Source organism: Streptomyces sp. NPDC005202, assembly GCF_040608235.1.
Taxonomy (GTDB): Bacteria; Actinomycetota; Actinomycetes; order Streptomycetales; family Streptomycetaceae; genus Streptomyces.
The window spans coordinates 63,391-90,338 of the sequence record NZ_JBEXHW010000030.1; the positions used below are offsets into that span (position 1 = coordinate 63,391).

The following is a 26,948-nucleotide window of genomic DNA, read 5'->3' on the forward strand; positions in this document are numbered from 1 at the left end:
AGGAGGCGGCCGCCAAGCACGTCGCCGGGCCGCGCGGTGGCGAGGGGGTGTACAGCATGGCGCGCACCCTGGGGCCGGCGACGTGCCGGGCGCCGTCCTGGGCGAGGCGGATTAGTTCGAGGGCGTCTTGCGGCTGGTCGCTATCGACGGTGCCCGGGGCGTCGAAGTCCCCAACGGCTTCCTCACCGTCGTCTTCGCCGCCCACGAATGGACCGGCGAACCCGAAAACCGCGAACCGCGCAAACACGCCCAGGTCCGCTGGGTCGACGCCGACGCCATCCCCCAGAACTTCGTGGAGAACCACTGCCGGCGCCCTTCACCGCTACCTCACCGACGGACCGCAGGTGTCGCTGGACGGCTGGAAGTAGGCATATGTTCACAGACCATGGCCCGACGGCAGGGCCAGTGGACCTGTGCTCGGCGGACAGGTCTCGTTCATGCTGGGCCGCCCCTGCTCGCTCGATGCCGAACTGGCCGGAGAGAGGGTGGCCGAGGTCTTCGGCACCGTGGCGCCCCGGCAGGTGGCCCGGGGCCGGGCGCATCCGCCCGAGTGCGCCCTGCGGCTCGAAGCCACGGACACCGGCGCCTGGTGGACCGACGGGCCGGGAGCACCGGTGGCCACGCTCGCCGCCCCGCGGAACATCTCCTGCTCCTGCTGTGGGGCCGGATGCCGTCCGACGGCGGGGCGTTCGTCCGGGAGGGCGACCGGCGGGCCCGGCGGGCGGATCCTGGACGGTTTCCTGAGGCCCTGACGCCCCACCCTGTGTCCTGACCTGTGCCCTGATGGCCTGACGCCCTGGTGCCTCATGATCCGCGTGGTCCCGTTCGCGTACCGCCCTTGGCGGATCGCGGCGCCAAGGCAGTAGGTTGAGCGAGTGCCTGCGCCGCCGTTGATTCTGCTGCTGTCGGGGAGCCTGAGATCCGGCTCCACCAACGAGGCCGTACTGCGCACCGCGCAGGCCGTGGGACCCGCGGGCGCGCACGTCCTGTACGGCGGCCTGGTGGAGCTTCCGCACTTCAACCCCGATGACGACACCAACCCGTTGCCGGCTCCCGTGGCCGGGTTGCGGGCGGCGATCGACCGGGCGGCCGGGGTCCTGATCTGCACCCCGGAGTATGCGGGCACTCTGCCGGGTTCGTTCAAGAACCTGCTGGACTGGACCGTCGGCGGCACCGAGATCTGCGACAAGCCGGTTGCCTGGGTCAACGCGGCCGGCCCGGGCCGCGGCCAGGGCGCGGAGGCCACGCTGCGGACGGTACTGGGCTACACCGGCGCCGACATCGTGGAACCGGCCTGCGCGAAGATTCCCGTGGACCGGGGGATGGTCGGCAGTGACGGGCTCATCACCGATCCGGAGGTACGTGCGCGACTCGGCGAGGTGCTCGGGGAGTTGGTGGCGGCTCACCGTCGGACCGCCGCGACCGACGGGGCGTGACTCCGGCGCCCCGAACTCCGGGTGTGCCGCTCGACGGCCCGTCGTGGGTGAGGGTGGTCGCCGGGCTCAGCCCGCGTTCCGTTCCGTCAGTTCTGTCAGGTTCGTCAGTTCCGTGCGCTCATTGCGCTCCGTCCGCTCCGTCTGCTCCGTCAGTTCGCCGAGCGGCAGGGTGTGCTGGGTCTGGAGGACCTTCGCGCGGAGGTAGCGGACGTTGTGGGGCGTGGTGAAGACGCCCGTCGGGACGCGTTCGCGGACGTCGATGCCGAGGGTGCGGAGTTGCTCGGCCTTGTCGGGGTTGTTGGAGAGCAGGTCCAGGGACGTGATGCCCAGGGCCTTCAGCATCTGGGCCGCCGCCGTGTAGTCGCGGGCGTCCTCGGGGAGGCCGAGGGCCGCGTTCGCCTCGTAGGTGTCCAGGCCGCGGTCCTGGAGGGCGTAGGCGTCGAGCTTGCTGTAGAGGCCGATGCCGCGGCCCTCCTGGCGGAGGTGGAGCAGGACACCGCCGCGGTCGGCGATACGCTCCACCGCCTCGCGCAGCTGCGGGCCGCAGTCGCAGCGGGCGGAGCCGAAGACGTCGCCGGTCAGGCACTCGGAGTGCAGGCGGACCAGCGGGACGGCGGGGCCGGGGTCGCCGAGGACGACGGCCACGTGTTCCTGGCCGTCGGCCAGGCCGTGGAAGGTGACCAGTTCGGCGTCGGCGCTGTAGCCGTCGTGGAAGCGCAGCGGTACCCGGACGCGGGCGCGCGGCGTGGCGGCGGGGAAGTCGGGCATGCGGGTTCTCCGGGTCCGGCGTGTCCGCTTCAGATTTGAAGCAGAACTTGGATCGAGACCCTACTCTCTGCTTTAAATTTGAAGCAACTTGTTTGAGGAGTGGTGTGGCGCCTGCTGTGTGGTGTGGCGCCTTCTGCGTGGCGGCGGTCAGGAACAGGACCAGGAACAGGACCAGGAACAGGACCAGGAACAGGACCAGGAACAGGACCAGGAACAGGACCAGGAACAGGACTACGAACAGGACCAGGAACAGGACCAGGAACAGGACCAGGAACAGGACTACGAACAGGACCAGGAACAGGACCAGGAACAGGACTACGAACAGGACTTGGGTGACCGGCGGCGCCACGGCACGTCCTCCGGTGTGCTGCCCGCCTCGTCACTCTGGAGCGCCTGCGCGACCTCGGTGAAGATCTCCTCCAGCTGAGCCACCTGCTGCGGGGCGAGATGGTCGAAGAGGTGCGCGCGGACCGTCTCGACGTGGCCCGGCGCCGCGCGCTCCAGGACCGTCATGCCCTCGTCCGTCAGGACCGCGATGCTGCCCCGCTTGTCCGACGGGCAGCCCTCGCGCCGGACCAGGCCGTCCTTCTCCAGGCGCGCGACCGCGTACGTCAGCCGGCTGCGCGTGATCTTCAGCTGCTCGGCGAGGTCGGTCATGCGCAACCGGCATTCCGGTGTCTCGGAGAGGACCGACAGGATGGAGTAGTACATGTGCGGCATGCCGGCCTCCTGCTGGAGCTGCCGGTCGATCGCGTCCTCCAGGAGAAGGGTGGCGGCGATGTACGCGCGCCAGGCGCGCTGCTCCTCGGGGGTGAGCCAGCGGGTCGTCATGCCGCAAGTGTAGATTTGTTTCAAACTTGAACCAAGCCGGTCCGCCTCCGAGAGAGAGTGCGTCGATGCCCCGTCCGTACGTCCTGCTGTCCGCCGCCGTCTCCCTCGACGGCTACCTGGACGACACCGGCCCCGAGCGGCTGCTGCTCTCCAGCCCCGCCGACTTCGACCGGGTCGACGAGGTGCGGGCGTCCGTCGACGGGATCCTGGTCGGCGCCGGCACCATCCGCGCCGACAATCCGCGGCTGCTGGTGAACTCGCCCGAGCGCCGGGCCGCCCGGGTCGCCGCCGGGAAGCCGGAGTACCCGCTGAAGGTCACGGTCAGCGGATCGGGTGACCTGGACCCGGGCGCGCAGTTCTGGCACACGGGCGGCGAGAAGGTCGTCTACACCACCGACAAGGGCGCCGAACGGCTGCGCCGGGCCGGCGTCGCCGCCGACGTCGTGTCGCTGGGCGCCGCACTCGACTGGCGGCCGCTGCTGGAGCACCTGCACGACGTGCGCGGGGTGCGCCGGCTCATGGTCGAGGGCGGGGGGGCCGTCCACACCCAGTTGCTCCAGCAGGAGCTCGCGGACGAGCTTCAGCTCGTACTCGCCCCGCTGTTCGTGGGCGACCCGGAGGCCCCGCGGCTGTTCGGAGCGGGCGCCTACCAGGGTGGTCGGCTGCGGCTGGTGGAGACACGGGCCATCGGGGACGTCGTTTTCATGCGCTACGAGCCGACCGCTCCCGGGACCGGCTCCCTTGCCTCTCCCGCGGACCGGCACTGGCTCCGGCTCGCGTGCGAGCTCGCGGCGCACTGCCCGCCGTCGCGGACCGCGTTCAGCGTGGGGGCGGTGGTGGTGGCCGCCGACGGCACCGAGCTCGCGCGGGGGTACTCCCGGGAGGGCGGGGACCCGGTCGTGCACGCGGAGGAGGCTGCGCTGGCGAAGGTCGACCCGGCGGATCCGCGGCTGGCCGGCGCAACGGTGTACAGCAGCCTGGAACCGTGCGCCCGGCGCTCCTCCCGGCCTCGCCCCTGCGCCCGGTTGATTCTGGACGCGGGGGTGGGACGGGTGGTCACGGCCTGGCAGGAACCGGACACGTTCGTCGAGGGCGCCGACGGGGCGGGGGTGCTGGCGGCCGGGGGCGCGGAGGTCGTCGTGCTGCCGGAGTTCGAGGAGCGCGCCAAGGAGCCGAACCGGCATCTGCTGGGCTGAACGGACGGCTCCGCCGACCGAAAACGGCCGGGGAAGCGGCGCGGACATACATGCGTGCACAACCTGTCCTGCGCATGGCGTACACTGGAGACACAACGACGCGGGGTGGAGCAGCTCGGTAGCTCGCTGGGCTCATAACCCAGAGGTCGCAGGTTCAAATCCTGTCCCCGCTACTGAAGGCTCAGGGCCGGAATCCGATCACGGGATTCCGGCCCTGAGTGTTTCTCCCGTGCTCGCGCACGGGGCCCCGGGGTCTGCGTACGTGTTCCTCCTCACACACGGTCATCCGGTCGGCCCACACGGCTCGCTCCCCGCACCGGGTCCGGGAAACCTGGACGGGCGGAGACCGGCGTTCGGCGTGTGCGGCAGGAGTCGAGTGGTGTGGCCAGGTGACGTGGAGGGTGAGGGGCCGTACGACCTCGCATCCCGCGGCAACGGCCTCGCACCGTACGACCACGGGTCCCGTGACGCAGGCCTCGGCCCGTACGCCAGAGCCGGCGGGCGGCTGCCCGGCGACCCCGTCCCCGACCCCGGGCTCGGCGACAGCCCGGCTCCCGTCCCGCCCGAAGAGGGCGAGCGGAGGCGGATCTCGTGTGCGCGCGCCTTCGTGCTGATGCTCCCGGCGCTGCTGCTCGTCGCCGGCGCCTGCTACGACTGCCTCACCCCGTCGGAGTTCACCGCGGCTCCCTTCTTCACGGCCGCACCCCTGGTCGCTGCCCCCCTGCTGTCCCGGCGGGCCACCGCGCTCACGGGGGTCGCGGCGGTCGCTGTCGTCCTCGCCCTGCACGTCAGGCTCGGCGTCGTCCTCCACGTCCACGCGGTCACCGAACTGGTCACCGTGGCGACGGTCGCCGTCCTGGCCGTGCTGATCAACCTCCTCGTGCGCCGCAGCGACGAGCGGCTCGCCTCCGCCCGTGAGATCGCCGAGGCCGCGCAGCGCGCGGTGCTGCCCGAGCCCGCGGGGCGGATCGGCGGACTGGACATCGCGGCCCGCTACGAGGCGGCGCAGGCGGACGCGTTCATCGGCGGCGACCTGTACGCGGTGCAGGACAGCCCGCACGGCGTCCGGCTCGTCGTCGGCGACGTGCGCGGCAAGGGCATGGGAGCGGTGGCGGCCGTGGCCGTGGTCATCGGGGCCTTCCGGGAAGCCGCCGAGCAGGAGCGCACGCTGGAGGCGGTGGCGCAGCGGCTGGAGCGGGCGCTGGCGCGCGAGGCTTCGCGGCGCGAAGGGATCGACGCCTTCGAGGGGTTCACCACCGCCGTCCTCGCCGAGATCCTCCACGACGGCACAGTGGTGCGGATCGTCAACCGCGGCCATCCGCCGCCGCTGCTGCTGTATGCGGACGGCACCCTGCGCACGCTGCCGGCCCGCGACCCCGGGCTACCGCTCGGCATGGGAGACCTGGGCATCTGGCCCGACCGTGCCGAGGAGACCGGGTTTCCCGCCGGAGCCATGATGCTCTTCCACACCGACGGCCTGTCCGAGGCCCGCGACGCCCGCGGCCGCTTCTACGACCTCGAACGGCGCCTCGACGGCCGGACGTTCGGCGACCCGGGCACGCTGCTCGGCACCCTCGCGGCGGAGGTGCGTCGGCACTCCGGGGGCGGCATGACGGACGACATGGCACTGCTCGCCGTACGGCGCCCCTGATCATTGTCACGCGACGTGATCGAACGGTCCCGGTGAGCATAACAACTGACACACCGTCATAAGTGGTCACGCTCCTGGGTCCTGGCCAACTCGCCCGCTTTTCACCACTCATGGCCCGTACGTCCAGGCCAAAAAGGTTTAATGATCAAGCCGAACGGCTTGGAATCCGCGCCTCGGGTCTATTAACGTTCGATAACGCAGCGCGGTCGTCCCAGCCGTCACAAGAGGCGGCTCCGTGCGCACCTGCCGAATCCCGTCAGGGAACCGGGGAACCAACCATCACCTTGGGGTGAATCGGGCGTCATCCGCCGTGACCGCACGGCTGGGTTACGCGCGTAGGAGACCTTCCTGCTCCGAACCCGTCAGCTAACCCGGTAGGCGAGAAGGAAGGAAAGGAGTACGCCCACGTGGCGTCCAACCGGCCCGCTCCCCAAGCCCCGTTCGTGCCGAGCCAGCGCACCGAGACCTTCGGCTACGGCAGCCACCGCACCGACGAGGGCCCCTGGGAGGAATGGAACCCCACCGAGGAGTCCATCCGCCCCGTACGCGGCCGGCATCGCGTCACCAAGCAGCGCGGCGGCGGGCTCGCCCGCAGCTCCACCGTCCTCGGCGTAGGTGTCATAGCCGCCGTCGGCGCGGGCGGCATGGCCAGTGCGCAGACCGGCAAGCCGCCGGTGTCCATCTCCCTGCCCGACCTGCCCTCCGTGGACTCCCTGCTCAGCGACTCCTCCGACGCCCCGAAGGGCTCCGCGACCGCGCTCAGCACCGTCGGCGTGACCTCCGCCGACACCGCCCAGGGCACCGCCGACGCCGGCGAGGCGCTGCGCAACCGCATCATGGCCCAGGCCGATCTGCAGCAGGTCCAGGTCGACACCAAGGCCGAGGCGGCCGCGGAGGCCGCCGCCGCCAAGCAGGCCGACGAGGCGGCCGCCAAGGCGGCGAAGGCGGCCGAGGCCAAGGCCGCCGCCGCCAAGCAGAAGGCGGAGGAGGAGGCCAAGAAGAAGGCCGAGGCCGAGCGCCTGGCCGAGCTGGCCAAGCAGTACACGCTGCCGACCTCCTCGTACACCATCACCGGTATCTTCGGCCAGGCCGGCTCCATGTGGTCCTCCGGCTACCACACCGGCCTCGACTTCGCCGCGCCCACAGGCACCCTGATCAAGGCGATCCACAGCGGCACCATCACCGAGGCAGGTTGGGCCGGCGCCTACGGCTACCGCACGATCCTCACCCTCGACGACGGCACCGAGCTGTGGTTCTGCCACCAGTCGTCGATCAGCGTCAAGGTCGGCCAGAAGGTCGGCACGGGCGACGTCATCGGCCGCGTGGGCGCCACCGGCAACGTCACCGGGCCGCACCTGCACCTGGAGGTCCACCCCGACGGCCAGGCCACCGGGATCGACCCGATGACGTGGCTTCGGGGCAAGGGCCTCAACCCCTGACACCTGCCCTTCCCTGATCCCCGGCGGTCCTGACGGCGCCCCCCCGACGTCAGGGCTGCCGGTCAGGTGTTCGCGCAACCTTTGCGGGAGTCGGCGGAATGGGCCCCTCCGGCATGGGTGTTGATGCTGGTCATGACTTCTCCACGCAAGCTGGGCACGTCCGACCTCGAGGTCTTCCCCGCCCTCGGCGGCAACGTCTTCGGCTGGACCGCCGACGAGGCGCAGTCCTTCGCCGTCCTCGACGCGTACACGGCTGCCGGCGGCAACTTCGTCGACACCGCCGACTCCTACTCGGCGTGGGTCGAGGGCAACCGGGGCGGCGAGTCCGAGACGATCACCGGCTGGGGGTCCCCCTGCTCGAAGAGCTTGGGGGAGGGTGAAGCAGCGCGGCAACCGCTCCGACATCGTCGTCGCCCGGAGGCGTCGGCGTAGCCTCTCCGCTACGACCGGTACGGGTTGTACGGGGTGTACGGGTTGTACGGGGGATACGGCGCCGCCGGATACCCGTACACCCCGTACACCGGCCATGGCCCCGCAGCCACCGGAACCGGAGGAGCCGTGGCCCGCGCCGCGTGGTCCAACGCCGGCCGGGCCACCTCCCGCCGCCGCCACAGCTCGTGCAGCAACTCCCGTTCCCGTACGACGAAGTCGGCCCCGGCCCGCCCCCGGCGCCCCCGGTGCCGCAGGAACGCCAGCGAGGTCGCGTACGCCTCGTACTGGGCGACCGCCCGCGCCGCCGGCTTCCCGAAGTGGTGCCCGGCGTACTCCCGGGCCAGCCTGCGCGCCCGCATGGAGCCGAGGGCGAACGGCTCGGCCGGTGCCAGCCATCCGGCGGCGGCGTAGGCGGGCAGCTCCTCGCGCACGGTCCGCAGCTCCCGCTGCCGCGTCCAGATCACCAGCCAGGTCAGCAGCCCGAACGCGGGCACCATGAACGCCCCGTAGACGGCGAAGAAGCCGTAGTCGCCGAAGGTCGAGGAGCCGTTCCAGAAGGCGTGCATGCTCATCGCGAGCAGCAGTCCGGACAGCGGCAGCAGTACGCGCCGCACATGCTGGCGGTCTCCGCAGCGCGCGGCGACGCCGAAGCCGATGCCGGTGAGCACGGTGAACAACGGGTGCGCGAACGGCGACATGACGACACGCACGAAGAAGGTCGCCGCGGTGACGGAGGCGATGCCCCGGCCGCCGGTGAGCTGGTCGGTACCGAAGGCGGTGCCGAGGTAGAGGATGTTCTCGGTGAACGCGAAGCCGGTGGCGGTCACCCCGGCGATGACGACCCCGTCGACGATGCCGGTGAAGTCGCGTCCGCGGAACAGGAAGAGCAGTAAGACGGCGGCGGCCTTCGCGGACTCCTCCACGACGGGCGCTATCACGGTCGCGCCCAGGGTGTCCGCGCCGGCCGGGTCGGCGGTCGCCGTCGCTATCCATTTCGTCGCGAAGCTGTTGGCGACGATCGCTATCAGCGCCGCCGCGCAGGCGCCCCAGGCGAACGCGAACAGCATGTTCGGCCAGGGGCCGGGCTCGACCCGGTCCAGCCAGCGGAAGGCGGCTATGAGCAGCGGTACGGGCAGGACGGCGAGCCCGAGCCCGACCAGGAAGCCCTCGGTGCCGGTCTGTTCGCGCACCAGGGCGAGGATGACGAGCCCGGAGAGCGCGAGCAGGGTGGTGAGGGCGCCGTAACGCACCCATCGCTGCTGCCACCAGTGCGCGTGCCGCGGTGCGCCGTCGGCGGGACCGCTGGGGTGCATCGGGTACGGGGGGCAGGTGGCCACGGCATTGACCCTAACGAGGGAGGGCGCCGCCCGCGACGGTACCTCGGGCGGGGAGGACCGGTCAGTCGCGGTCGAGGCGCTCGGTGGGGGGCTGGTCCGACGGTTGCTCCTGGTGCTGCTCTTCGTGCTGTACGCGACGGAAGAGCAGATCGTTCACCACATGACCCTTGTCCAGTCCCTGGCGCTCGAAACGGGTCAGCGGCCGGAACTCGGGGCGGGGCGCGAAACCGCCGCCGGGCTGCGTGTTCTCGAAGTCGGGGTGCGCGGTCAGCACTTCGAGCATCTGTTCGGCGTACGGCTCCCAGTCGGTCGCGAGGTGGACAAGCGCACCCGGCCTGAGCCGGGAGGCGGCCAGCGTGAGGAACTCCGGCTGGATCAGCCGCCGCTTGTGGTGCCGCTTCTTGGGCCAGGGGTCGGGGAAGTAGACGCGCAGCCCGTCCAGCGAGTCCGGGGTGAGCATCTTGCGCAGCAGGATGACGGCGTCGCCGTTGCCGACGCGGATGTTGGTGAGCCCGTTCCGGTCGGCGAGCTTGAGCAGGTTGCCCTGGCCGGGGGTGTGCACGTCGACGGTGAGGATGTTGGTGCCGGGGTCCGCGGCCGCCATCTGGGCCGTGGCCTCCCCCATCCCGAACCCGATCTCCAGCACGACGGGGTTGGTGTTCCCGAACAGCTCGGCGAGATCGATCACCCGCTGCCCGTCGATGTCCAGCCCCCACTCGGGCCACAGCCGCTGCAACGCGTCCGCCTGCCCCGCCGTCACCCGACTCCGCCGTGGCTGAAAACTCCGAATCCGCCGCTCGAAGTGCGATCCGGCCGGATCGGCCCTGGGCCCGTCGGGAAAGCGCGGCTGTCCCTTGGCCCGGGTGCGCCGAGCGGACTCGCCGGGGGTGTGACCGGCCGGCTCGCCGGTGCCGGTGACGGGCTCGTCACCGGAGGAGGGCCGGGGGGATCCGGGAGCTTCGGGGGTGTTCAGGGAGTCAGACACAGTGGGGTCGATTTTACGGGGATGGCGGCGGCGGGAAGTGTTTCTGCAGCTCGGGCCTGCTGTCCAGCCGGTCCGGCGGTTGAGGACGAGGCCGTGCGGGCCGAAGCGGGGGGCTGGGAGCGCGGGCCCCAGGGACGGGAAGGGCAGGGGGAGGAGGAGGCGGAGGGGGAGGAGGGGGAGGAGGAGGCGGAGGGGGAGGAGGGGGAGGAGGAGGCGGAGGGGGAGGAGGAGGCGGAGGAGGCGGAACAGCGCGATGGCGGCAGCAGCGCCGCGCACCCTTACGCCGACGCGAGCAGGGCCAACGCCCTCCGCGCCACCTCCCGCCCGATCGGCAAGGACGCGGTCGCCGCAGGACTCGGCGCATTGAGAACATGCACCGCCCGGGGCCCCTGCCGAATCAGAAAGTCGTCCACCAGCGTGCCGTCCCGCAGCACCGCCTGCGCCCGCACCCCCGCAGCCGCCGGCACCAGATCCCCCTCCGCGACGGCCGGCAACAACCTCCGCACCGCCTCCGTGAACGCCTCCTTCGACACCGATCGCCGCAGCTCCCCCGCCCCGTACCGCCAGTGCCGCCGCGCGATCCGCCACGCGCCCGGCCAGGTCAGCGTCCCCGCCAGTTCCCGAGGCCGTACGACCCCCCACCCGTACCCCTCCCGTGCCAGTGCCGGCACCGCATTGGGTCCGATGTGCACACCCCCGTCGATCCCTCTGGTCAGATGCACCCCGAGGAACGGAAACGCCGGATCCGGCACCGGATACACCAGCCCCCGCACCAGCTCCGGCCGTGCCAGCTCGTAGTACTCCCCCCGGAACGGCACGATCCGCACCCCCGGCTCGTCCCCGGTCAGCCGCGCCACCTCGTCGCAGTACAGCCCGGCGCAGTTGACCAGCACCCGCCCGCGGACGACGTCACCCCGCGCCGTCCGTACGGCCACGCCCAGTTCCGGCCGCCGGTCCACCCGTACGACCCGGGCGCCATACCGGATCTCCGCCCCCGACGCGTGCGCCAGCTGCCGCGCGACCCCCACGAAGTCGCAGATCCCCGTCGTCCCCACGTGGATCGCGGCCAGCCCGCGCACCTCCGGCTCGTACTCCGCGATCTGGGCCGCGCCCAGCTCCCGCACCGGGATGCCGTTCTCCCGGCCGCGCTGCACGAGCGCGTGCAGCCGCGGCAGCTCCTCCCGCTCGGTCGCGACGATCAGCTTGCCGGTGACGGCGTGGGCGATGCCGTACTCCGCGCAGAACTTGATCATCTCGGCGGCGCCCCGCACCGCGTACCGCGCCTTCAGCGAGCCCGGCCGGTAGTAGATCCCGCTGTGGATGACGCCGCTGTTGCGCCCCGTCTGGTGCCGGGCCGGCCCCGGCTCCTTCTCCAGCACCGTCACCCGCGTGCCCGGCGCGGCGCGCGTGATCGCGTACGCCGTCGACAGGCCGACGATCCCGCCCCCGATCACCAGCACGTCACAGTCGTAATCGATCTCCCGCTGCACCAGCTCCACCTCCCGGCTTCGATAGTGCACTGCGCCACTGACAATGCGCTGAAACCCCGGGAGGCGCGTCCGTGGGCGCCCGGTGCCCGGACAGGCTCAGGCCGGCGCCATCAGCAGCGGCCGTGCGCGCTCCCGCAGCTCGACCACGCGCGGTTCGTCGCCGTACGGCTCCAGCCGGTGGAGAAGGTCCTTGACGTACTCCGTGGTGCGCGCGGACGAGATGCGCCCGGCGACCTCCACCGCCCGGACGCCCTGCTCGCACGCCGCGTCCAGGTTGCCCGACTCCAGTTCGGCGACCGCCGAGACGACCAGCCGGAGGCCGTGCGAGCGCACGAACTCCTCCGTCGGCTTCGACAGCGCCTGCTCGGTGAAGCGGCGCACCTGGCGCGGTGCCTTCAGGTCGCGGTAGCACTCGGCGGCGTCCGCGGCGAACCGGTCGTAGGAGTAGAAGCCGAGCCAGGACGGGTCGTTGTCACCCTCGCGGGACCGCTCCAGCCAGCCCTCGGCCGCCTTCAGGGCCGCGCCGGCTGTCTGGGCGTCACCCGCACGCGCGTGCGCGCGTGCCTCGACGAGGCGGAAGAAACTCATGGTGCGGGCCGTGGCCAGGCCGCGGTTGCGCTCCAGCGCGGCCTGCGCGAGGTCGACGCCCTCGTCGCCGAAGCCGCGGTAGGTCGCCTGGAGGGACATGGAGGCCAGGACGTAGCCCCCGAGGGGGACGTCGGCGGCCGCGCGGGCCAGGCGCAGGGCCTGGATGTAGTAGCGCTGCGCGGCCTCCTGCTGGCCGGTGTCGAAGGCCATCCAGCCCGCCAGGCGGGTCAGTTCGGCGGCCGCGCCGAACAGCGCCCTGCCGACCTCGTCGGAGTACGAGCCGAGCAGCAGCGGCGCCGCCTCCACCCTCAGGCACTCCGGCACCATCGACGAACGCCAGTCGCCGCCTCCGTACTTGGAGTCCCAGCGCCTGGCGTCCTCAGCGGCCTCCCGCAGCTTCTGCACGTCGCTGTGGCCGACTTTGATCGGTGCGCCGGAGCCCTCCGCGGGGTTCGCCTCGCGCGCCACCGAACTGTCGGCCGGGGTTATCAGCCACCGTGAGGCGGGCGTTGCGTATGCGCTCACTGCGAACGAACCGGCCAGCGACTGCCAGATGCCGCCGGAGCCGGCCCGGCGGCCGGCGAGGTCGAGACGGTACAGCTCCGTCGCCGACTTCACGGCCTGACCGACGTCCCTGGGGAAGGCGAGGCCCACTTCCGGTGCGGGATCCGCGTCCGCCAGGCCGATCTCGTGGAGCGGCACCGGGCGGCCGAGCTTCTGGCCGATGGCGGCCGCGATGAGATGGGGCGCCGCACCCTGCGGCACCATCCCCTTCGACACCCAGCGCGCCACCGAGGTCTTGTCGTAGCGAAGAGTCAACCCGCGTTGAGCGCCAAGGTCGTTGACGCGTCGCGCGAGTCCTGCGTTGCTGATTCCCGCGAGGGCGAGAACGGCGCCGAGCTTTTCGTTCGGCCCGCGTTGCTCCCTGGACATGCGCCACCCCTCGACACAGACGGCTGCCGCGCTGGCATAACCACGCGGCATTCGTAAACCCAGCGTAGTTCGCCGCATCCCAAGCGTTAAGGGGCATTCTTCCGGATGGCGGGATTGTGGTCCGTGCCGAAGTACGTCGCCATGCACGCAGTGTTGCGGCGTGCCCCCGGTGTGTGGCCGTGCGCCCGTCCGTGCGCTCTTCTCCGGCCACCGGGGGAGCGGTTCCATGGCTGTGCGTGGGTCGGCCCGCTGTACTGGATCCAGTGGGCTGGGGGACACCGCCGCCTTCATCCCCGCGGGCGGCGGAACGGTCCGGGAGGCGAACTCCGCCTCCCGGACTGCGCGTTGTCCGTGCGGTGCGCAGAGCGTGTACGGAGCGTGCGCACGTCTGTCCCCCCAACGTCGATTTGGCTGAAAATCGACCCCACTTCTCGCCGCCGATTGCGGCTCCTACCACGGCACTTGACGGCGCGAAGGGTGTTGAGAGGAGCGCATCGGGGGGCGCATTCAGGTCGCGGCGGCCTTGCCCGGTAAGGGTGTTCGCCTGCGCCCGAGCAGGCGCGCAGGGGCGCGCGCAATGGATCGAAGGCGGCTCCGCCTCCCCGCCGGCGCGCGTCCTTCGTGGCAGCATGGTGACCCTGTTCGTACGGTGCACTGGTTGTCCACAGGCTGTGGAGGCGTCGATGCGGTGGTTGGTGGGATGGAGCAGCACCGCCGCGGGAGCCGCCCGGATCGGCTCCGCGGGCGCCACCGGACACGACGGGGAGACCGTGCATCCGGTGGGCTCCCAACTCCTGTGGGGCGACCCGGATCCGCTGTGGGCGGTGGGCGACTGGCGTCCGGACGAGGTCCGCCTGGTGAAGGCCGACACCCAGACCAGGATCGCGGTCCTCGGCACCTGCGGCGCCTCCGACGAACAGCTGCGGGTCGGCCTGCTCGCCGCGCGCGGCGGGGCCCTGCGCCATCTGACGGCCTGGTCGGGCAGCTACACGGCCGTCGTCCAGGTGGGCCGGCGCATCACCGTCTGCGGCGACCTCGCGGGCGCCCGCCCGGTGTTCTACACGCCCTGGGCCGACGGCACGGCGTACGCGACGGCCGCGCTGCCGCTGGCCGACCTCATCGAGGCCAACCTCGACTTCGGCCACCTCGCCGCGCTGCTCGCCGCTCCCGACGTGCCGGCCGCGCTGCACGACTCGACGCCGTACGACGGTGTGCGGCGTGTTCCGCCGGGGCACGCGCTGATCCTGCGCGCCGGGGCCCGCGAGATCGCCGGGTACGAGCCGGTCGCCTCGCTCGCGGTGGCGGCGCCCCCGGCCGACCCGGACAGCGCGGTCGACGCCGTGCGGGACGCACTGGTCGAGGCCGTCCGGGCCCGCCTCTCCGCGCCGCGGCACGTGCCCGACATCGACCCCGGGCCGGTGCCCGGCATGGGGCCCGCCGAGCGCCGCGCGGCCCGCGGCATGCCGGCGCCGGGGATCGGAGCGGATCTGTCGGGCGGACCGGCCTCCGGGACGCTCGCGCTGCTGGCCGCCGGCCTGCCGGGCATGCCGGGGACGCTCCTGGGCCACGGCACGGGGGCCGGCGAGCGCCTGCTCGCCGTGACCTTCAACGACCTCGCCACCGGCGGGCGCGAGGCCGAGCTGGAGCGGGCCGGGACGCTCGCGGCCAACCCCCGCCTGCACCACGTGGTGGTGACGGGCGGCGAGGAAGTCCTGCCGTACGCCGACCTGGACGGCCCGCTGACGGACGAACCGGGTCCGTCCCTGGTGACGGCGGCACGCCACCGCGCCCGTCTGGCGTCGGGCAGCGCGGACCACTTCACCGGGTACGGCGCCCGCCAGGTCCTGGACGCGCATCCGGCGCGCCTGGCCGACCTGCTGATGGACCGGAAGCGGCGCAAGCTCGTACGTCCCGTCGCCGCGCTCGCCAAGGCCGACGGGTCGGTGATGGTCCCCGCGCGCGTGTACAGCGCGGCGCGGCGGCTGGCGCGGACGCCGTACCGGGCGGGCCTGGAGATGCTCGCCGACCGGTTGCTGCACCGCCGCTTCGACGAGCCCGGAGGTGCCGTGGGGGCGTCGCTCGCCGCGCTCACCTGGGCCAGACCCGGGCCGGCGGCGCGGTGGCTGACCGGGGAGGCGCTGGCTGAAGTATCGGTTCGCCTGCAAGGGGCGACGAGCCGCTCCGGAGTCGGCCCGGGCCAGCGACCGGGCGACTATCGCGCGCGTGCGGCCCTGGCCCGGCACGCGGCGGACCTCCGTGTCCTGGAGCAGGCCGCCGAGATCCGCTCCCAGCGGCTGCACGCGCCGTTCCTCGACAACCAGGTCGTCCGCGCGTGCCGGGCCCTGCCGGAGGCGCTGCGGGTGCAGCCGGGGGCGCGGGCGGCGATCCTGCGGACGGTCCTGGAGGGCGCCGGGGTGGGGGAGCTGCCGCCCGGCTGGGGCGCCCCCTCGCACGCGTCGTCGGCCGTGGCGGCCCGGACGGGGCTGCGGGTGGCCGCGGACTCCCTGATGGCCCTCTTCGCCACGCCGCTGCTCGCGGAGGCGGGGCTGGTGGAGGCGCGGGTGGTACGGAAGGCGCTGCGGGGCGCGGCGGAGGGGGAACCGCTGCCGCTGGACGGCTTGGCGGACCTGGTATCCCTGGAGGTGTGGCTGCGCCGGCTGCTGGCCCGCAGAGGCACGTGCTGGACAGGCACACCGGCACGCGCGCGTGCGGTGCCGGCGGGGATTGCGCCGCAGAGGGGGGTGTTGGCCTCCGGCGGCTGAACCGGTGCGCCTGGGGGTGGGTTGTGGTTCCAGGCGGTGCTGAGCGCGACCGACGCCCTCGTCACGGTCGGCGAGTCCGGCCCGGAGCACGGGCTGCCGATGCCGGTGGACGCCCTGCGCGAGGCCGTGGAGCAGCGGTGCTCGGAGGCGGTCACGGCGGCGCTCGTGGACATGGCGGCCGAGCCGATGGCCCGGCTCGGCGACCTGCCGCGCGCGGTCCGACTGCCCGTCGCCGCCGACCACTGGCGCGACGGACGCCCGCGCCCCATGCCGGAGCGCAGGACGGCAGAACGCATCGAGGCCACCGCCCGCGCGACCCTCCCCGTCGACCGCTGCGCCGCCGAGCGCGCCCGGGGTCCGGCCCTCAGCCCGTCGACCGCTGCGCCGCCGAGCGCGCCCGGGGTCCGGCCCTCGGCCCGCCGGGCCGAGTCCGTGTCGCCGAGCGATCTCTACGCGCAGGTGAACTTCGACTCGGCCCAGTCCGCCGGCGCCAGGACGTCGAAGGCGCTGCGCGGCTCGACCACCAGTCGTACGGCCTTGCGCCCGATGAGGTTCACATGGACGGGGACGGCCGGGGCGCCGCTCTCGACCGTTCCGGAGCTCCACAGCCGGACGCCGTCGGCGTACGCGGAGAAGGAGACCCTGCCGAGCCCGGCCGTGAGGTCGTCGACGCCGACCTGTGCGTCGTAGGCGGAGCACGCACGGTTGAGGTCGATGGTGACGGAGGACTTGCCGTGGACGGTCACGCCGTGCGTGTACCGTCGCCCGGCGATCGACAGACCGTACCGCTGCCACACCCAACCGCTGTCGCCGAGCCGCATCTCGGGCCTGGTGCCGTCGCCGGTGACGTTGTAGTCCAGTTCGCTCCACTGGTAGACGACCGGAGCGGGCGGGGGTGCAGGCGGGGGCGGGGTCATCGGGGTCGGCGTGGGCTGCGGTGCCGGGGTGGGTGTGGGAGACGGCTTGGGCGTCGGAGTGGGCTTCGGCGTGGCTGTCGGGGACAGCTTCGGGGACGGCTTCGGGGACGGCGTGGGCGTGGGGCCAGCCGCGGCGGCGACCACGGGCGGCTTCGGGGCGGGCGCCTTCTTCGACGGCGTGGGCGTCGGCGGCTGGGACTTGACGACCGGCGCGGACGGGGGCGGCGGGGCCGCCTCGGGTGTCCTGGCCGGACCGTCGTGGCCGGCCAGCGCGAGGACGATCGCCGTGGCGGCCACAGCGACGACACCGGCTGCGATACCGGCCTTCACCGGCGCACCCAGCCCCTCGGAGGCCGCCGCGCCACCACCCGCGCCCGCCCCGCCGGAGGAGCCGCCCCCGGTGACGGCGGCCGCACCCGCGGCGCCCGCCGCTCCTGCTCCGCCGGCGATGATGCCGAGCGCCTTGGCGTACCCGGCGGCGCCGAACCAGCCGATGACGGCGACCGGTACGACGGCGGGGATACCGCTTGCGACCTCCTCGATCTGGCTGGCCGCCAGCCGACACTTGGCGCACTCCTCCAGGTGCTTGCGCAGCCCTCGTTCCGCGCGGGTGCGCAGTCGCCTGCGGGCGTAGGTGCCGAGCTGGTCGACGTAGCGGGCGCACTCCTCGTCGCGGGCGAGGGCGGCGCTGACATGGGCCTGGAGATAGGCCTGCTTCAGGCCCTCACGGGCGCGGCTGGCCAGGACGCGTGTGCCGTTGGCGTCCAGCCCGAAGAGCATGGCGACCTCGCTCGGCGACTCGTCCTCGACCTCGGTGTGCCACAGCACGGCCTGCCACCGCTCGGGCAGCGAGCGGAAGGCCTGGATGGCCAGCGACTGCTCGGCCTGGTGCATCGCCCGCACGTCCGCGCCCAGGTCCAGTGTGTCGCCGTCGGACGCCTCGGACATGCGGGCGGCCTGTGCCGCGAACACCGCGAAGTCGTCGACCAGTTGCTCGCGCTTGGCGGTCTTCGTCCAGCGCGCGGCGACGCGCCGGACGGTGGTGAGCAGGTAGGCGCGTACGGCGTGCTCGGGGCCGGAGCCGCCGCGTACCGCCTGGAGCATGCGGGCGAACACCTCGGCGGTGAGGTCCTCGGCGGTGTGGGCGTCACGGCAGCAGGTGCGGGCGTACCGGCGCACGGCGTCGGCGTGACGCCGGTACAGCTCCTCGTACGCCGTGTCGTCGCCCGAGCGCATCCGCCCGATCAGCGCGGCGTCGGACGGCGGCAGCTCCAGCGGGGGCGGCAGCACACCGTCCTCGTGCCGCTCGCGCTGTGCCGGAACGCCGCCCTGTGTCGGGGTGCCGCCCTGTGCCGGGGTGCCGCCCTGTGCCGGGGTGCCGCCCTGTGTCGGAACGCCGCCCTGAGCGGGGGTGCCGCCCTGTGCCGGGGTGCCGCCCTGAGCGGGGGCGCCGCCCTGAGCCGGGGTGCCGCCCTGTGCCGGAACGCCGCCCTGAGCGGGGGCGCCGCCCTGTGCCGGGGTGCCGTCCTGAGCGGGGGCGCCGCCCTGTGCCGGGGTGCCGCCCTGTGCCGGGGTGCCGCCCTGTGCCGGGGTGCCGCCCTGTGCCGGAACGCCGTCCTGAGCGGGGGCGCCGCCCTGTGCCGGGGTGCCGCCCTGTGCCGGAACGCCGCCCTGTGCCGGGGTGCCGCCCTGTGCCGGAACGCCGCCCTGAGCGGGAGCGCCGCCCTGTGCCGGGGTGCCGCCCTGTGCCGGGGTGCCGCCGCGCGGGACGTCGGCTGGTCCGCCCTGGCTCGGCACCTGCGGAGAGCGCAGCCCTTCTGTGCCGTCCGCCTCGCCGTCATCGAGTGACTCGTCGCGCCCGTCAAAGCTCATCGCGGAAAGCCCCCGCCGCCTGCCCAGCCGTCCCGATCACCGGGTCAGCGTGCCACATTGGCTGTCGGCCAGGACTCGGCATGACGGATCGTCCACTCATCCGTGGGGACTTGCCGCGACGCAGTACTGGCGTTCACTCGTACGGGGAATGCCCAACGGCCGTCGTGTCGACGAGCGATGGATGGCTGCCCGAATTGCTTCGGTATCCGGTTGCCCGGGTATCCGGCCGGAGCACGGGTGGCGCAGCACCCGACTTGGCCGTCACCCCGTCGAGTCGAGTCACCCGGCACCGGAACCGCTCCGGCTCACACGGGCCGCGACCGCAGGCCCTCCAGCAGGATGTCCAGCAGCCGCGCCGAGGCGGCCGCCTGCTGGGCCGCGTCCGGCAGCGAGGGTGCCGCCGTCGCGATGACCAGCAGCACGTCCGACACCGACACGTCTGGCCGCAACTCGCCCGCCGCACGCGCCCGCTCCACGAGCCGGCCCACGACCTCGAGCAGCGCGGCCGCCCCCGCGTCGTCGCCCGCCGCGCCCGACGAGACCGAAGCGCCCTCGTCGGGCACCAGCCGCAGTTCCCCCGAGCCCGGCTGCGTCCGCTGCTGCGGCAGCCGCGCCTCGGCCGGCCCCGCGCCGTCGTCCGCGACCCCGACCCGCAGCACCTGCGGCGGCAGCAGCCGCCCGGCACCGGAGGCCACCGACGTGCGCAGGAAGCGCGACAGCGCCGACCACGGCTCGTCCTCCTGACTGAGCGCGGCCCGCGCCTGGTCGGTCAGCCGGGAGGTCTCCTCCTCGGCTATCCGCCGCACCAGGACGTCCTTGCTCGGGAAGCGCCGGTACACCGTGCCGACACCGACCCGCGCGCGCCGCGCCACGTCCTCCATCGGCGCGCCGTACCCCAGCTCGCCGAAGACCTCGCGCGCCGCCCGCAGCACGTGCTCCAGATTGCGCTGTGCGTCCACGCGCAGCGGCGCCGTCCGAGCCGTCCGGGTCTCGTCCCCGCGCCCGTTGCCCGCCGCCGCGCTCATCGCCCCGCCGCCGGGTGCGACGGCGGACGCGGTAGACCAATGAGAGTCCTGAATGTGCATAAGTGTTCCCCCGGTAATGACGTCTCCCCCCGGAGACTCTCCCCGCCGCTGAATCCGGGGTGCGCGAAACGGGCATCGTGCGCGACCGAGCCCGCCCCCCGAGTTCCGGTGGGACCTCGCGGACTCGTTCGACCACATCCCCTACACCCCGTCGACAGACGAACATAGTTGAGAGGGGGTCAATTCAGAAGGGGCAGGTTCCGCACGGAGCGCCCCCCGATCGGAGTACGGGTCGTATACGTCCGGATTACGCCCCCTTCCGCACCCCGGCTCACCCCCGCTGACCTGCGCGCCTGCCCCACACTCCGGTAATTCGGCCAACCCCGCGCGGCCCCGGCCCGCCGTCACACAAATCGCCGGGGCTGTGGACAAACGCCTGCGCCGGGTGCGTCATGGGATGGTGAAGGAACGTGCGCGCATTCTCGTTGTCGGCGGCGGCTACGTCGGGATGTACACGGCCCTGCGTCTGCAGCGGAGGATGAAACAGGAGCTCAGGCGGGGCGAGGTCGAGATCACGGTCGTCACGCCCGATCCGTACATGACGTACCAGCCGTTCCTGCCCGAGGCGGCCGCGGGTGCGATTTCCCCTCGTCACGTCGTCGTACCGCTGCGCCGCGTTCTCGACCAGTGCCGCATCGTCGTCGGCGAGGCGACGTCCGTCGACCACGCCCACCGCACCGCGACGATCACCACCCTCGCCACGGAGGAGGGCGCGGGCGCCGAGAAGATGACCTACGACGAACTCGTCCTCGCCCCCGGCTCGGTCTCGCGCACCCTGCCCATCCCCGGTCTCGCCGACTACGGCATCGGCTTCAAGACCGTCGAGGAGGCCATCGGCCTGCGCAACCACGTCATCGAGCAGATGGACATCGCCTCCTCCACCCGTGATCCCGCGATCCGCGACGCGGCCCTCACCTTCCTCTTCGTCGGCGGCGGGTACGCCGGGGTGGAGGCGCTCGGCGAGCTGGAGGACATGGCCCGCTACGCCGCGCGCTACTACCACAACGTCAAGCCCGAGGACATGAAGTGGATCCTCGTGGAGGCTTCGGACCGCATCCTGCCCGAGGTCGGAGAGGAGATGGGCCGCTACACGGTCACCGAACTGCGCCGCCGCAACATCCAGGTCCTCCTCCGGACCCGCCTCGAGTCGTGCGCGGACCGCATCGCCGTCCTCAGCGACGGGCAGCGCTTCCCGACCCGTACGGTCGTGTGGACCGCCGGCGTCAAACCGCATCCGGTCCTCGCCGCCACCGACCTGCCGCTCACCGGGCGCGGCCGCCTGAAGTGCACCGCCCAGCTGACGCTCGACGGCGTCGAGCACGCCTGGGCCGCGGGCGACGCCGCCGCCGTCCCCGACGTCACCGCCGACGAACCCGGCAGGGAGACCGCCCCGAACGCCCAGCACGCGCTCCGCCAGGCCAAGCTCCTCGGCGACAACATCGCCCACTCCCTGCGCGGCGAGCCCCTCGAGACGTATGCGCACAAATACGCCGGCTCGGTCGCCTCCCTCGGACTGCACAAGGGCGTCGCGCAGATCTACGGGCGCAAGCTGAAGGGCTACCCTGCGTGGTTCATGCACCGCACCTACCACCTCAGCAGGGTGCCCACCTTCAACCGCAAGGCCCGCGTGGCCGCCGAATGGATGCTGGCGGGGCTCTTCAAACGGGAGATCGTCTCCCTGGGTTCACTGGAACATCCCCGCGCGGAGTTCGAAATCGCGGCCGGTGGAAAGCATCCTCTCGACCCGAACATCAACCCGAACGGGTTGTCCTGACCGGACCGAGGAACTCCACCGGTGGGGCAGGCGTCTGACGGATGTCGGCGCGGTCGGCCACACTGCCAGACTGGCCCACGACCGTGGGCGGGCAGCCGCTCGTCCTCGAGCACCCGCGATGCTTTCCCCGCTGTGCTGCACCCCCTGGGGCGGTAAGAATGTGCGGCTACCGCCGTGCGGCCCCGGACCCCCGGCCGTGCCCGGAGCCAGCCTGAGACGACGACACGAGGCAAGGATTCGTGAACTTCACGCGCTGGAGCGCCCGGCTCCCCGGAACGCAGCGCCGCGCCGCAGCGCGGACCGATCACCCGGCCTCCCCGGACCGGTGGGCAGAAGGCTCCGTACCCGCGGCCCGCGCCGAACAACTGACCGACGGGGCAGCGCCCGTGCCCGCCGTTGACGAACTCCCCGCGCGCGAGGTCCTCGACCGCGTCCCGGCACTCGTCGCCCTGGTCCACGGCCCCGACCACCGTATCGCCTACGTGAACGACGCCTATGCGACCGCCTTCGGAGTGCGCCCGCTCGGCGCACCCGCTCGCGAGGCCCTCCCCGAGCTGCACGCACTGGGGCTGCTCCCGCTCCTCGACCAGGTCCTGCGCAGCGGCAGACCTCGCACGCTGAAGTCCCGCAGGGCACCGGACGGCCGCTCGTACAGGTTCACGTGCACCCCGGTCGCCGAAACCGAGGGCCGCGGTGGCCCGGCGGTCGACGGCCGCGGCGGCTCGAGCGGCGACGGCCGCGGCGGCTCGGGTGTGCTCGTCTTCGCCACCGACGTCACCGACCATGCCGAGGCCGCCGAGCGGCTGCGCGCCAGCGAGCGCCGGCAGCGCGAGACCGCGGTCACCCTCCAGCGCTCGCTCCTCCCGCAGGTGCTGGAGGAGCCCGACGACCTGCGCATCGCCGCCACGTACCAGCCGGGCGGCACGGAGGCCGCGGTCGGCGGCGACTGGTACGACGTGATCACGCTCGGCGGCGGCCGTACGGCACTGGTCATCGGCGACGTGATGGGCCGGGGGGTGCGGGCGGCGGCAGTCATGGGTCAACTCCGCACGGCGGTCCGCGCCTACGCCCGCCTGGATCTGCCCCCGCACGAGGTCCTGCAGCTGCTCGACGGCCTCGCCACGGAGATCGACGCCAACCAGATCGCGACCTGCGTGTACGCCGTCCACGACCCGAACGAGGGCCGACTGGTGTACGCCTCCGCCGGCCACCTGCCGATCCTGGTCCGCGACGAGAGCGGCACGGTCCTGCGCGCCGACGAGCCGACCGGCCCGCCCCTCGGCACGGGCGGCTGGATGCACGCGTCCGGCTCGGTCCCGCTGGGCCACGGCTCCACGGCGGTGCTGTACACGGACGGCCTGGTGGAACGCCGGGACGAGGACCTGGACGAGGGCATCGCGGCCCTGGAGCGCGCCTTGGCGGGCGCCACCGGCACCCCCCAGGTGATCTGCGACCGCCTGGTCCGCTCGGCGGGCGTGCAGGCGGACCACGACGACGACGTGGCCGTCCTGGTCCTCCAGCACCCCGCCCGTACGGGCCCGGACGGCGAGCTGTTCCGCAACGCGGCACTGGAACTGCTGGGCGGCGTGGAAGCGGCCCCACGCGCGCGTGCCTTCGCCTCCGGCGTGCTGACGAGCTGGCGGTTCCCCTCGGACCTGCACGACCTGGGCGTCCTGGCGGCGAGCGAACTCGTCGCCAACTCGCTCCAGCACGGCACCCCACCGATGCGTCTGCGCCTCCGGCGCACCGACCGCCGCCTGATCATCGAAGTCACCGACGGCGACGACCACCTGCCGCGCCGCCGACGCGCGGAACCGGGCGACGAGTCGGGACGGGGCATCGCCATCGTCGCGACGATCGCCTCCAACTGGGGGTCGCGGAGGACGCCGGGAGGCGGGAAGGCGGTCTGGTGCGAGTTCGCGTTGCCGCGGGGGGCCGGGGTGACGGGGGTTCGGTGACCGTGGGCTTGTCCGGCACCCGGCGGTGGTGCGGGTCTCGCGAGGGAGTCTTCGCCGGGGCCCGGGGGCGGAGCCTCAGGGCGGGGTGCACGTCGCCCAACCGAGTCAGGCAGGTGGGTGGGCAGCGCGGCGGCTGGGCGAAGCCACCCCGCGGTGCTACTAGCTCCCCATGGCAGACGCATTCGGATATCAGCTCAAGGGCAGCGCTCCCGAGCGCTACGAACGGTACGTCGGGCCGGTCATGGCGCCCTTCGTCACCGCACTCCTGGACGCCGTGGACCTCTACCCCGGCGCCACGGTCCTCGACCTCGCCTGCGGTACCGGCTTCGCCGCGCGCGCGGCCGCCGCCCAGGTCGGCCCGGCCGGCCGCGTCTTCGGCGCCGACATCAACGCGGGGATGCTCAGGGTCGCCGAGGCCCACCACCCCCGCCTGTACCCCGACATCGAGTTCACCCTGGCCTCCGCCGACAACCTCCCCCACCCCGACGCCGCCTTCGACGCGGTCGTCTGCCAGCAGGGCGCCCAGTTCTTCCCCGACCTCCACGCGGCCCTGGCGGAAACCGCCCGCGTCACCCGCTCCGGCGGCCGCTTCGCGGCCACCGTCTGGGCGGACCTCTCCCTCTCCCCGTACTTCGCCGCCCAGCACGAGGTCATCAGGGAGTACGGCGGCCCGGAGCGCGCCGAGAGCTACAGCGCCGCCTTCGCCTGCACCGCCGACCGCCTCACCAGCGCCCTCCGCGCCGCCGGCTTCCACGACGCGACGGCCCACGAGGTCACCTTCGGCATCGCCCTGCCCCCACTGGCCGAGTTCATCCGCGGCCACCTCTCGGTGCTCCCCTGGGGCCAGGAGATCCTCGACGCCCACGGCGAGGACGTCCTGACCGCCGCGGGGCGCGCACTCGCCGCCCGTCTCGCCGACCGCACCACCCCCGACGGCACGGCGACCCTCCCCTTCACCGCGACCCTCGCGACAGCCGTCCGCTGAGAGGAAGCAGCCGGCACGACGAGGCGGCCGCCACCCGAAGGTGACGGCCGCCCAGCCCACGGGCCCACGCTCCCGCGAACCGAGAACTCACGCACTACGCAGCCTCACGCCTCCGCAGCCTCACGCCTCCGCAGCCACCGGCTCCGCGGCCGCCCCGCGCCGAGCGACCACCCGGCTCCGTGCCGCCCACGGATGATCCTGTGCGGCGGTGAGCCGCCGCCCCAGCCGCAGCGCGAGGACCGTGATCCCCAGCGAGAACAGCAGGAACGTCACGACGTACGGCGCATGCAGCGACGCCCCCATCGGCCCGCCCACCGTCGGCCCGACCGCCAGCGCGAGCTGCTTCACCAGGGCGTAGGCCGAGTTGTACTGCCCCGCCATCCCGGCCGGCGCAAGGTCGGCCACCAGCGGCGCCACCGTCGGCGCCAGCATCGCCTCACCCAGCCCGAACAGCGCGTACGTCGACACGAATGCGGCCGTCGCCATCGTCTGGCTGCCGTGCCCGAGCCCCGCATACGCGGCCGCGCCCCACGCCACGGCCCAGATCACCCCCACGGCCGCGATCACCAGCGACCGCCGGCGCCGCTCGACGAACTTCAGCACGGCGAACTGCGCCACCACGATCATCATCGCGTTCGCGGCCAGCGCCGTCCCCAGCGCGGACGTCGAGATCCCGGCCGCCTCCACGCCGTACGCGCTCAGCCCCGACTCGAACTGCCCGTAGCAGGTGAAGAACAGCACGAAGCACAGCACGCACAGCTGCACCATGGCCCGGTTTCCGAGCAGTTCCTTCCAACTGCCCTTCGCCGACCCCGCCGGCGCGTCCTCGATCCGCGGCGAGTGCGGCATCCGCACCGTCGACATCACCACGACCAGCAGCAGGAACACCGCCGCCTCGATCGCGAACAGCAGCGTGAAGGAGGAGACGTGGGTGGTGTCGACGAGATGACCACCGATGAGGCCACCCACACCGAGCCCCAGGTTCTGCAGGAAGAACTGCATCGCGAACGCGCGCGACCGTGTGTCCGCCGTCGAGCAGTCCACGATCATCGTCGCCAGGGCCGGCTGCATCACGGCCTGCCCGGCCCCCAGCGCCGCCGCCGACAGCAGCACGGTCGCCGCGCCGTCCGCGAGCCCCAGGCTCAGGGCGCCCGATGCGGCGGTGACCAGGGCGGCGAGCAGGACCGGCAGCGGGCCGCGCCGCACGATCGCCCTGCCGGCGAACGGCAGCAGGATCAGCGCCGCCACGGCGAAGACGGTGAGGACCATTCCCGCCGTCACGGCACCCAGACCCCGCACCTGCGCCACATAGACGTACAGGTAGGGGACGGTGAAGCCGAGCCCGAACGCGCTGAGTGCGTTGCCCACGTGGATCCGGCGCATCGCTGCGCCCATCGCCCTGGTCACGTTCACCTCTCTCGAGTCTCGAGTAGTTGGTGGGTCAGGTAGTGGGGAAGCCCCAGTAGTTAGGACTGAATACTTCGAAGATAAATTTCGAACCTAAACAATACACCTGGAAGGACTTCAATGCCAAGCAGGCCCGTGCCATACTGCGGTCATGGGCGACACCCCCGGCAGCCTCAGTGAGCCGACACTCGAAGAGCAGATCGCCGCCTACCAGCGCGAGTTCCAGGACCTCGACCCCCAGGTCGAGAAGATCGTTTCGGCGCTGTCCCGCCTGAATCGCCGGATGAACGTCGCCTACGGCCGCCAGACCGCCGCGCTCGGCATCAGCAACGCCGAGTGGGAGGTGCTCAAGGCGCTCGTCCTCTCCGGTGCCCCCTACCGCATGGGCCCGAGCGACCTCGCCAAGCGCCTCGGCCTCACCCCGGCCGCGATGACCCACCGCATCGACCGCATGGTCGCGGAGGGGCTGGTCACCCGGGAGCGCGACGAGTCCAACCGGGTCCGCGTGATCGTGGAGCTGACGCCCGAGGGTCGCGAGAAGTGGCTTGCGGCCATGCGTCTGGCGTCCGTCTTCGAGGAGGACCTGCTTCAGGACCTGTCCCCGGAGGAGCGCACGGCCCTCGGTGAGGTACTGACCAGGCTGCTGCGCAGGGTGGAACACGCCCAGCCGGACGCCGGCGGGCGGCTCAGCGACCTGGACTAAAAGATCTTGACACCGGGTTGTTGACAGCCACCTCCTGGATCCGTAAGGTTCGTCGGGTTGCCGCGGAGCCGTAACGGTTCTGCGACAGCACCTTCCGCCGCACAAGCGGCGCCAAACCACCAGCACGATCTTCCCGGCCGGGTTGTTTTCGGCGTGCCCGAATTCAATTCGAATGGGACTCTGCGATCTTGATCGGTTCCGTCAGGGCCCGATTGGGAATCGCGGAGAGAATCCGCTAAGGTTTGAGACGTCGGAACGGCCCAACGGCTGGGAAGACAAACCCCGCTGACTGGGGATCAGGTCGAGAAAAGATCTGATAGAGTCGGAAACACCGAAGGGAAGCGCCCGGAGGAAAGCCCGAGAGGGTGAGTACGAAGGAAGCGTCCGTTCCTTGAGAAC

19 protein-coding genes, 1 tRNA gene, 2 pseudogenes and 1 riboswitch are annotated in these 26,948 nt (G+C 72.7%); of the genes and pseudogenes, 13 read left to right on the top strand and 9 right to left on the bottom strand.

All coding sequences use genetic code 11. The features are described from left to right. Positions 1-148: 148 nt before the first annotated feature. From ABZV31_RS30465 to ABZV31_RS30475, 3 genes and pseudogenes are all read left to right on the top strand, one after another. A pseudogene (locus ABZV31_RS30465) lies at positions 149-368 on the top strand (DNA mismatch repair protein MutT); the annotation flags it as partial. A gap of 45 nt (positions 369-413) precedes the next feature. Next, entirely contained in the window at positions 414-752 is a 339-nt protein-coding gene (locus ABZV31_RS30470; RefSeq protein ID WP_355900064.1) for a hypothetical protein, read from the top strand. A gap of 123 nt (positions 753-875) precedes the next feature. Continuing rightward, entirely contained in the window at positions 876-1,436 is a 561-nt protein-coding gene (locus ABZV31_RS30475) for an NADPH-dependent FMN reductase (RefSeq protein WP_355900066.1), read from the top strand. Between the two features lie 66 nt (positions 1,437-1,502). Here the strand turns inward: ABZV31_RS30475 and ribA are convergent, their stop codons facing one another. Next, a complete protein-coding gene (gene ribA, locus ABZV31_RS30480) occupies positions 1,503-2,204 on the bottom strand; it encodes a GTP cyclohydrolase II (protein WP_355900068.1) in 702 nt (233 codons plus the stop codon). Between the two features lie 315 nt (positions 2,205-2,519). After that, positions 2,520-3,035, bottom strand: coding sequence for a MarR family transcriptional regulator (locus ABZV31_RS30485; protein WP_355900070.1), 516 nt, complete (start codon positions 3,033-3,035; stop codon positions 2,520-2,522). Positions 3,036-3,100: 65 nt separating this feature from the next. Between ABZV31_RS30485 and ABZV31_RS30490 the strand changes: the two genes are divergently transcribed. The 5 genes and pseudogenes from ABZV31_RS30490 to ABZV31_RS30510 form a co-directional block, all read left to right on the top strand. Then, complete coding sequence (locus ABZV31_RS30490; RefSeq protein ID WP_355900072.1) at positions 3,101-4,231, top strand: dihydrofolate reductase family protein; 1,131 nt, start codon at positions 3,101-3,103, stop codon at positions 4,229-4,231. Between the two features lie 99 nt (positions 4,232-4,330). Next, positions 4,331-4,404, top strand: a tRNA-Met gene (locus tag ABZV31_RS30495). A gap of 203 nt (positions 4,405-4,607) precedes the next feature. Beyond that, a complete protein-coding gene (locus ABZV31_RS30500; protein ID WP_355900074.1) occupies positions 4,608-5,882 on the top strand; it encodes a PP2C family protein-serine/threonine phosphatase in 1,275 nt (424 codons plus the stop codon). Between the two features lie 234 nt (positions 5,883-6,116). Beyond that, positions 6,117-6,278, top strand: a riboswitch (cyclic di-AMP (ydaO/yuaA leader). An 11-nt stretch (positions 6,279-6,289) separates the two neighbouring features. After that, on the top strand, positions 6,290-7,321 hold the full coding sequence (locus tag ABZV31_RS30505; protein ID WP_355900076.1) for a M23 family metallopeptidase: 1,032 nt from the start codon (positions 6,290-6,292) through the stop codon (positions 7,319-7,321). Positions 7,322-7,453: 132 nt separating this feature from the next. Continuing rightward, a pseudogene (locus ABZV31_RS30510) lies at positions 7,454-7,657 on the top strand (aldo/keto reductase); the annotation flags it as partial. A 104-nt stretch (positions 7,658-7,761) separates the two neighbouring features. On the opposite strand, the gene ABZV31_RS30515 reads toward ABZV31_RS30510, so the two are convergent. From ABZV31_RS30515 to ABZV31_RS30530, 4 genes are all read right to left on the bottom strand, one after another. Further along, the gene (locus ABZV31_RS30515) at positions 7,762-9,090 is read right to left on the bottom strand and encodes a PrsW family intramembrane metalloprotease (RefSeq protein ID WP_355900078.1); all 1,329 of its coding nucleotides are present in this window, start codon (positions 9,088-9,090) and stop codon (positions 7,762-7,764) included. A gap of 61 nt (positions 9,091-9,151) precedes the next feature. Further along, complete coding sequence (gene trmB, locus ABZV31_RS30520; RefSeq protein ID WP_355900080.1) at positions 9,152-10,075, bottom strand: tRNA (guanosine(46)-N7)-methyltransferase TrmB; 924 nt, start codon at positions 10,073-10,075, stop codon at positions 9,152-9,154. A 278-nt stretch (positions 10,076-10,353) separates the two neighbouring features. After that, positions 10,354-11,595 (bottom strand): L-2-hydroxyglutarate oxidase, encoded by a 1,242-nt coding sequence (gene lhgO / locus ABZV31_RS30525; protein ID WP_355900082.1) that lies wholly within the window; start codon positions 11,593-11,595, stop codon positions 10,354-10,356. Between the two features lie 66 nt (positions 11,596-11,661). Continuing rightward, positions 11,662-13,086, bottom strand: coding sequence for an MFS transporter (locus tag ABZV31_RS30530; protein WP_355900084.1), 1,425 nt, complete (start codon positions 13,084-13,086; stop codon positions 11,662-11,664). A 683-nt stretch (positions 13,087-13,769) separates the two neighbouring features. Here ABZV31_RS30530 and ABZV31_RS30535 point away from each other — a divergent pair. After that, the gene (locus ABZV31_RS30535; RefSeq protein ID WP_355900086.1) at positions 13,770-15,848 is read left to right on the top strand and encodes an asparagine synthase-related protein; all 2,079 of its coding nucleotides are present in this window, start codon (positions 13,770-13,772) and stop codon (positions 15,846-15,848) included. A gap of 449 nt (positions 15,849-16,297) precedes the next feature. Here ABZV31_RS30535 and ABZV31_RS30540 read toward each other — a convergent pair whose 3' ends face one another. Together ABZV31_RS30540 and ABZV31_RS30545 are read right to left on the bottom strand one after the other, a co-directional pair. Next, a complete protein-coding gene (locus tag ABZV31_RS30540; RefSeq protein WP_355900088.1) occupies positions 16,298-18,637 on the bottom strand; it encodes a sigma-70 family RNA polymerase sigma factor in 2,340 nt (779 codons plus the stop codon). A gap of 305 nt (positions 18,638-18,942) precedes the next feature. Next, positions 18,943-19,722, bottom strand: coding sequence for a helix-turn-helix domain-containing protein (locus ABZV31_RS30545; RefSeq protein WP_355900090.1), 780 nt, complete (start codon positions 19,720-19,722; stop codon positions 18,943-18,945). A 397-nt stretch (positions 19,723-20,119) separates the two neighbouring features. On the opposite strand from ABZV31_RS30545, the gene ABZV31_RS30550 reads away from it, so the two are divergent. From ABZV31_RS30550 to ABZV31_RS30560, 3 genes are all read left to right on the top strand, one after another. Beyond that, the gene (locus tag ABZV31_RS30550; protein ID WP_355900092.1) at positions 20,120-21,496 is read left to right on the top strand and encodes an NAD(P)/FAD-dependent oxidoreductase; all 1,377 of its coding nucleotides are present in this window, start codon (positions 20,120-20,122) and stop codon (positions 21,494-21,496) included. Between the two features lie 239 nt (positions 21,497-21,735). After that, the gene (locus ABZV31_RS30555; protein ID WP_355900093.1) at positions 21,736-23,454 is read left to right on the top strand and encodes a SpoIIE family protein phosphatase; all 1,719 of its coding nucleotides are present in this window, start codon (positions 21,736-21,738) and stop codon (positions 23,452-23,454) included. Positions 23,455-23,623: 169 nt separating this feature from the next. Beyond that, on the top strand, positions 23,624-24,439 hold the full coding sequence (locus ABZV31_RS30560) for a methyltransferase domain-containing protein (RefSeq protein WP_355900095.1): 816 nt from the start codon (positions 23,624-23,626) through the stop codon (positions 24,437-24,439). A gap of 120 nt (positions 24,440-24,559) precedes the next feature. On the opposite strand, the gene ABZV31_RS30565 is transcribed toward ABZV31_RS30560, so the two are convergent. Beyond that, positions 24,560-25,822 (bottom strand): MFS transporter, encoded by a 1,263-nt coding sequence (locus ABZV31_RS30565; RefSeq protein ID WP_355900101.1) that lies wholly within the window; start codon positions 25,820-25,822, stop codon positions 24,560-24,562. Positions 25,823-25,997: 175 nt separating this feature from the next. Between ABZV31_RS30565 and ABZV31_RS30570 the strand changes: the two genes are divergently transcribed. Then, positions 25,998-26,549 carry a MarR family transcriptional regulator gene (locus tag ABZV31_RS30570; RefSeq protein WP_355900097.1) on the top strand — a complete coding sequence of 184 codons (552 nt, stop codon included), beginning with the start codon at positions 25,998-26,000 and terminating at the stop codon, positions 26,547-26,549. Positions 26,550-26,948: the final 399 nt, after the last annotated feature.

Coding starts and splice junctions, on each gene's coding strand:
- ABZV31_RS30550 (WP_355900092.1), top strand. CDS start 20,120: ATGGTGAAGGAACGTGCGCGCATTCTCGTTGTCGGCGGCGGCTACGTC.
- ABZV31_RS30570 (WP_355900097.1), top strand. CDS start 25,998: ATGGGCGACACCCCCGGCAGCCTCAGTGAGCCGACACTCGAAGAGCAG.
- ABZV31_RS30485 (WP_355900070.1), bottom strand. CDS start 3,035: ATGACGACCCGCTGGCTCACCCCCGAGGAGCAGCGCGCCTGGCGCGCG.
- ABZV31_RS30490 (WP_355900072.1), top strand. CDS start 3,101: ATGCCCCGTCCGTACGTCCTGCTGTCCGCCGCCGTCTCCCTCGACGGC.
- ABZV31_RS30560 (WP_355900095.1), top strand. CDS start 23,624: ATGGCAGACGCATTCGGATATCAGCTCAAGGGCAGCGCTCCCGAGCGC.
- ABZV31_RS30545 (WP_355900090.1), bottom strand. CDS start 19,722: ATGCACATTCAGGACTCTCATTGGTCTACCGCGTCCGCCGTCGCACCC.
- ABZV31_RS30565 (WP_355900101.1), bottom strand. CDS start 25,822: ATGCGCCGGATCCACGTGGGCAACGCACTCAGCGCGTTCGGGCTCGGC.
- ABZV31_RS30540 (WP_355900088.1), bottom strand. CDS start 18,637: ATGAGCTTTGACGGGCGCGACGAGTCACTCGATGACGGCGAGGCGGAC.
- ABZV31_RS30530 (WP_355900084.1), bottom strand. CDS start 13,086: ATGTCCAGGGAGCAACGCGGGCCGAACGAAAAGCTCGGCGCCGTTCTC.
- ribA (WP_355900068.1), bottom strand. CDS start 2,204: ATGCCCGACTTCCCCGCCGCCACGCCGCGCGCCCGCGTCCGGGTACCG.
- ABZV31_RS30535 (WP_355900086.1), top strand. CDS start 13,770: ATGCGGTGGTTGGTGGGATGGAGCAGCACCGCCGCGGGAGCCGCCCGG.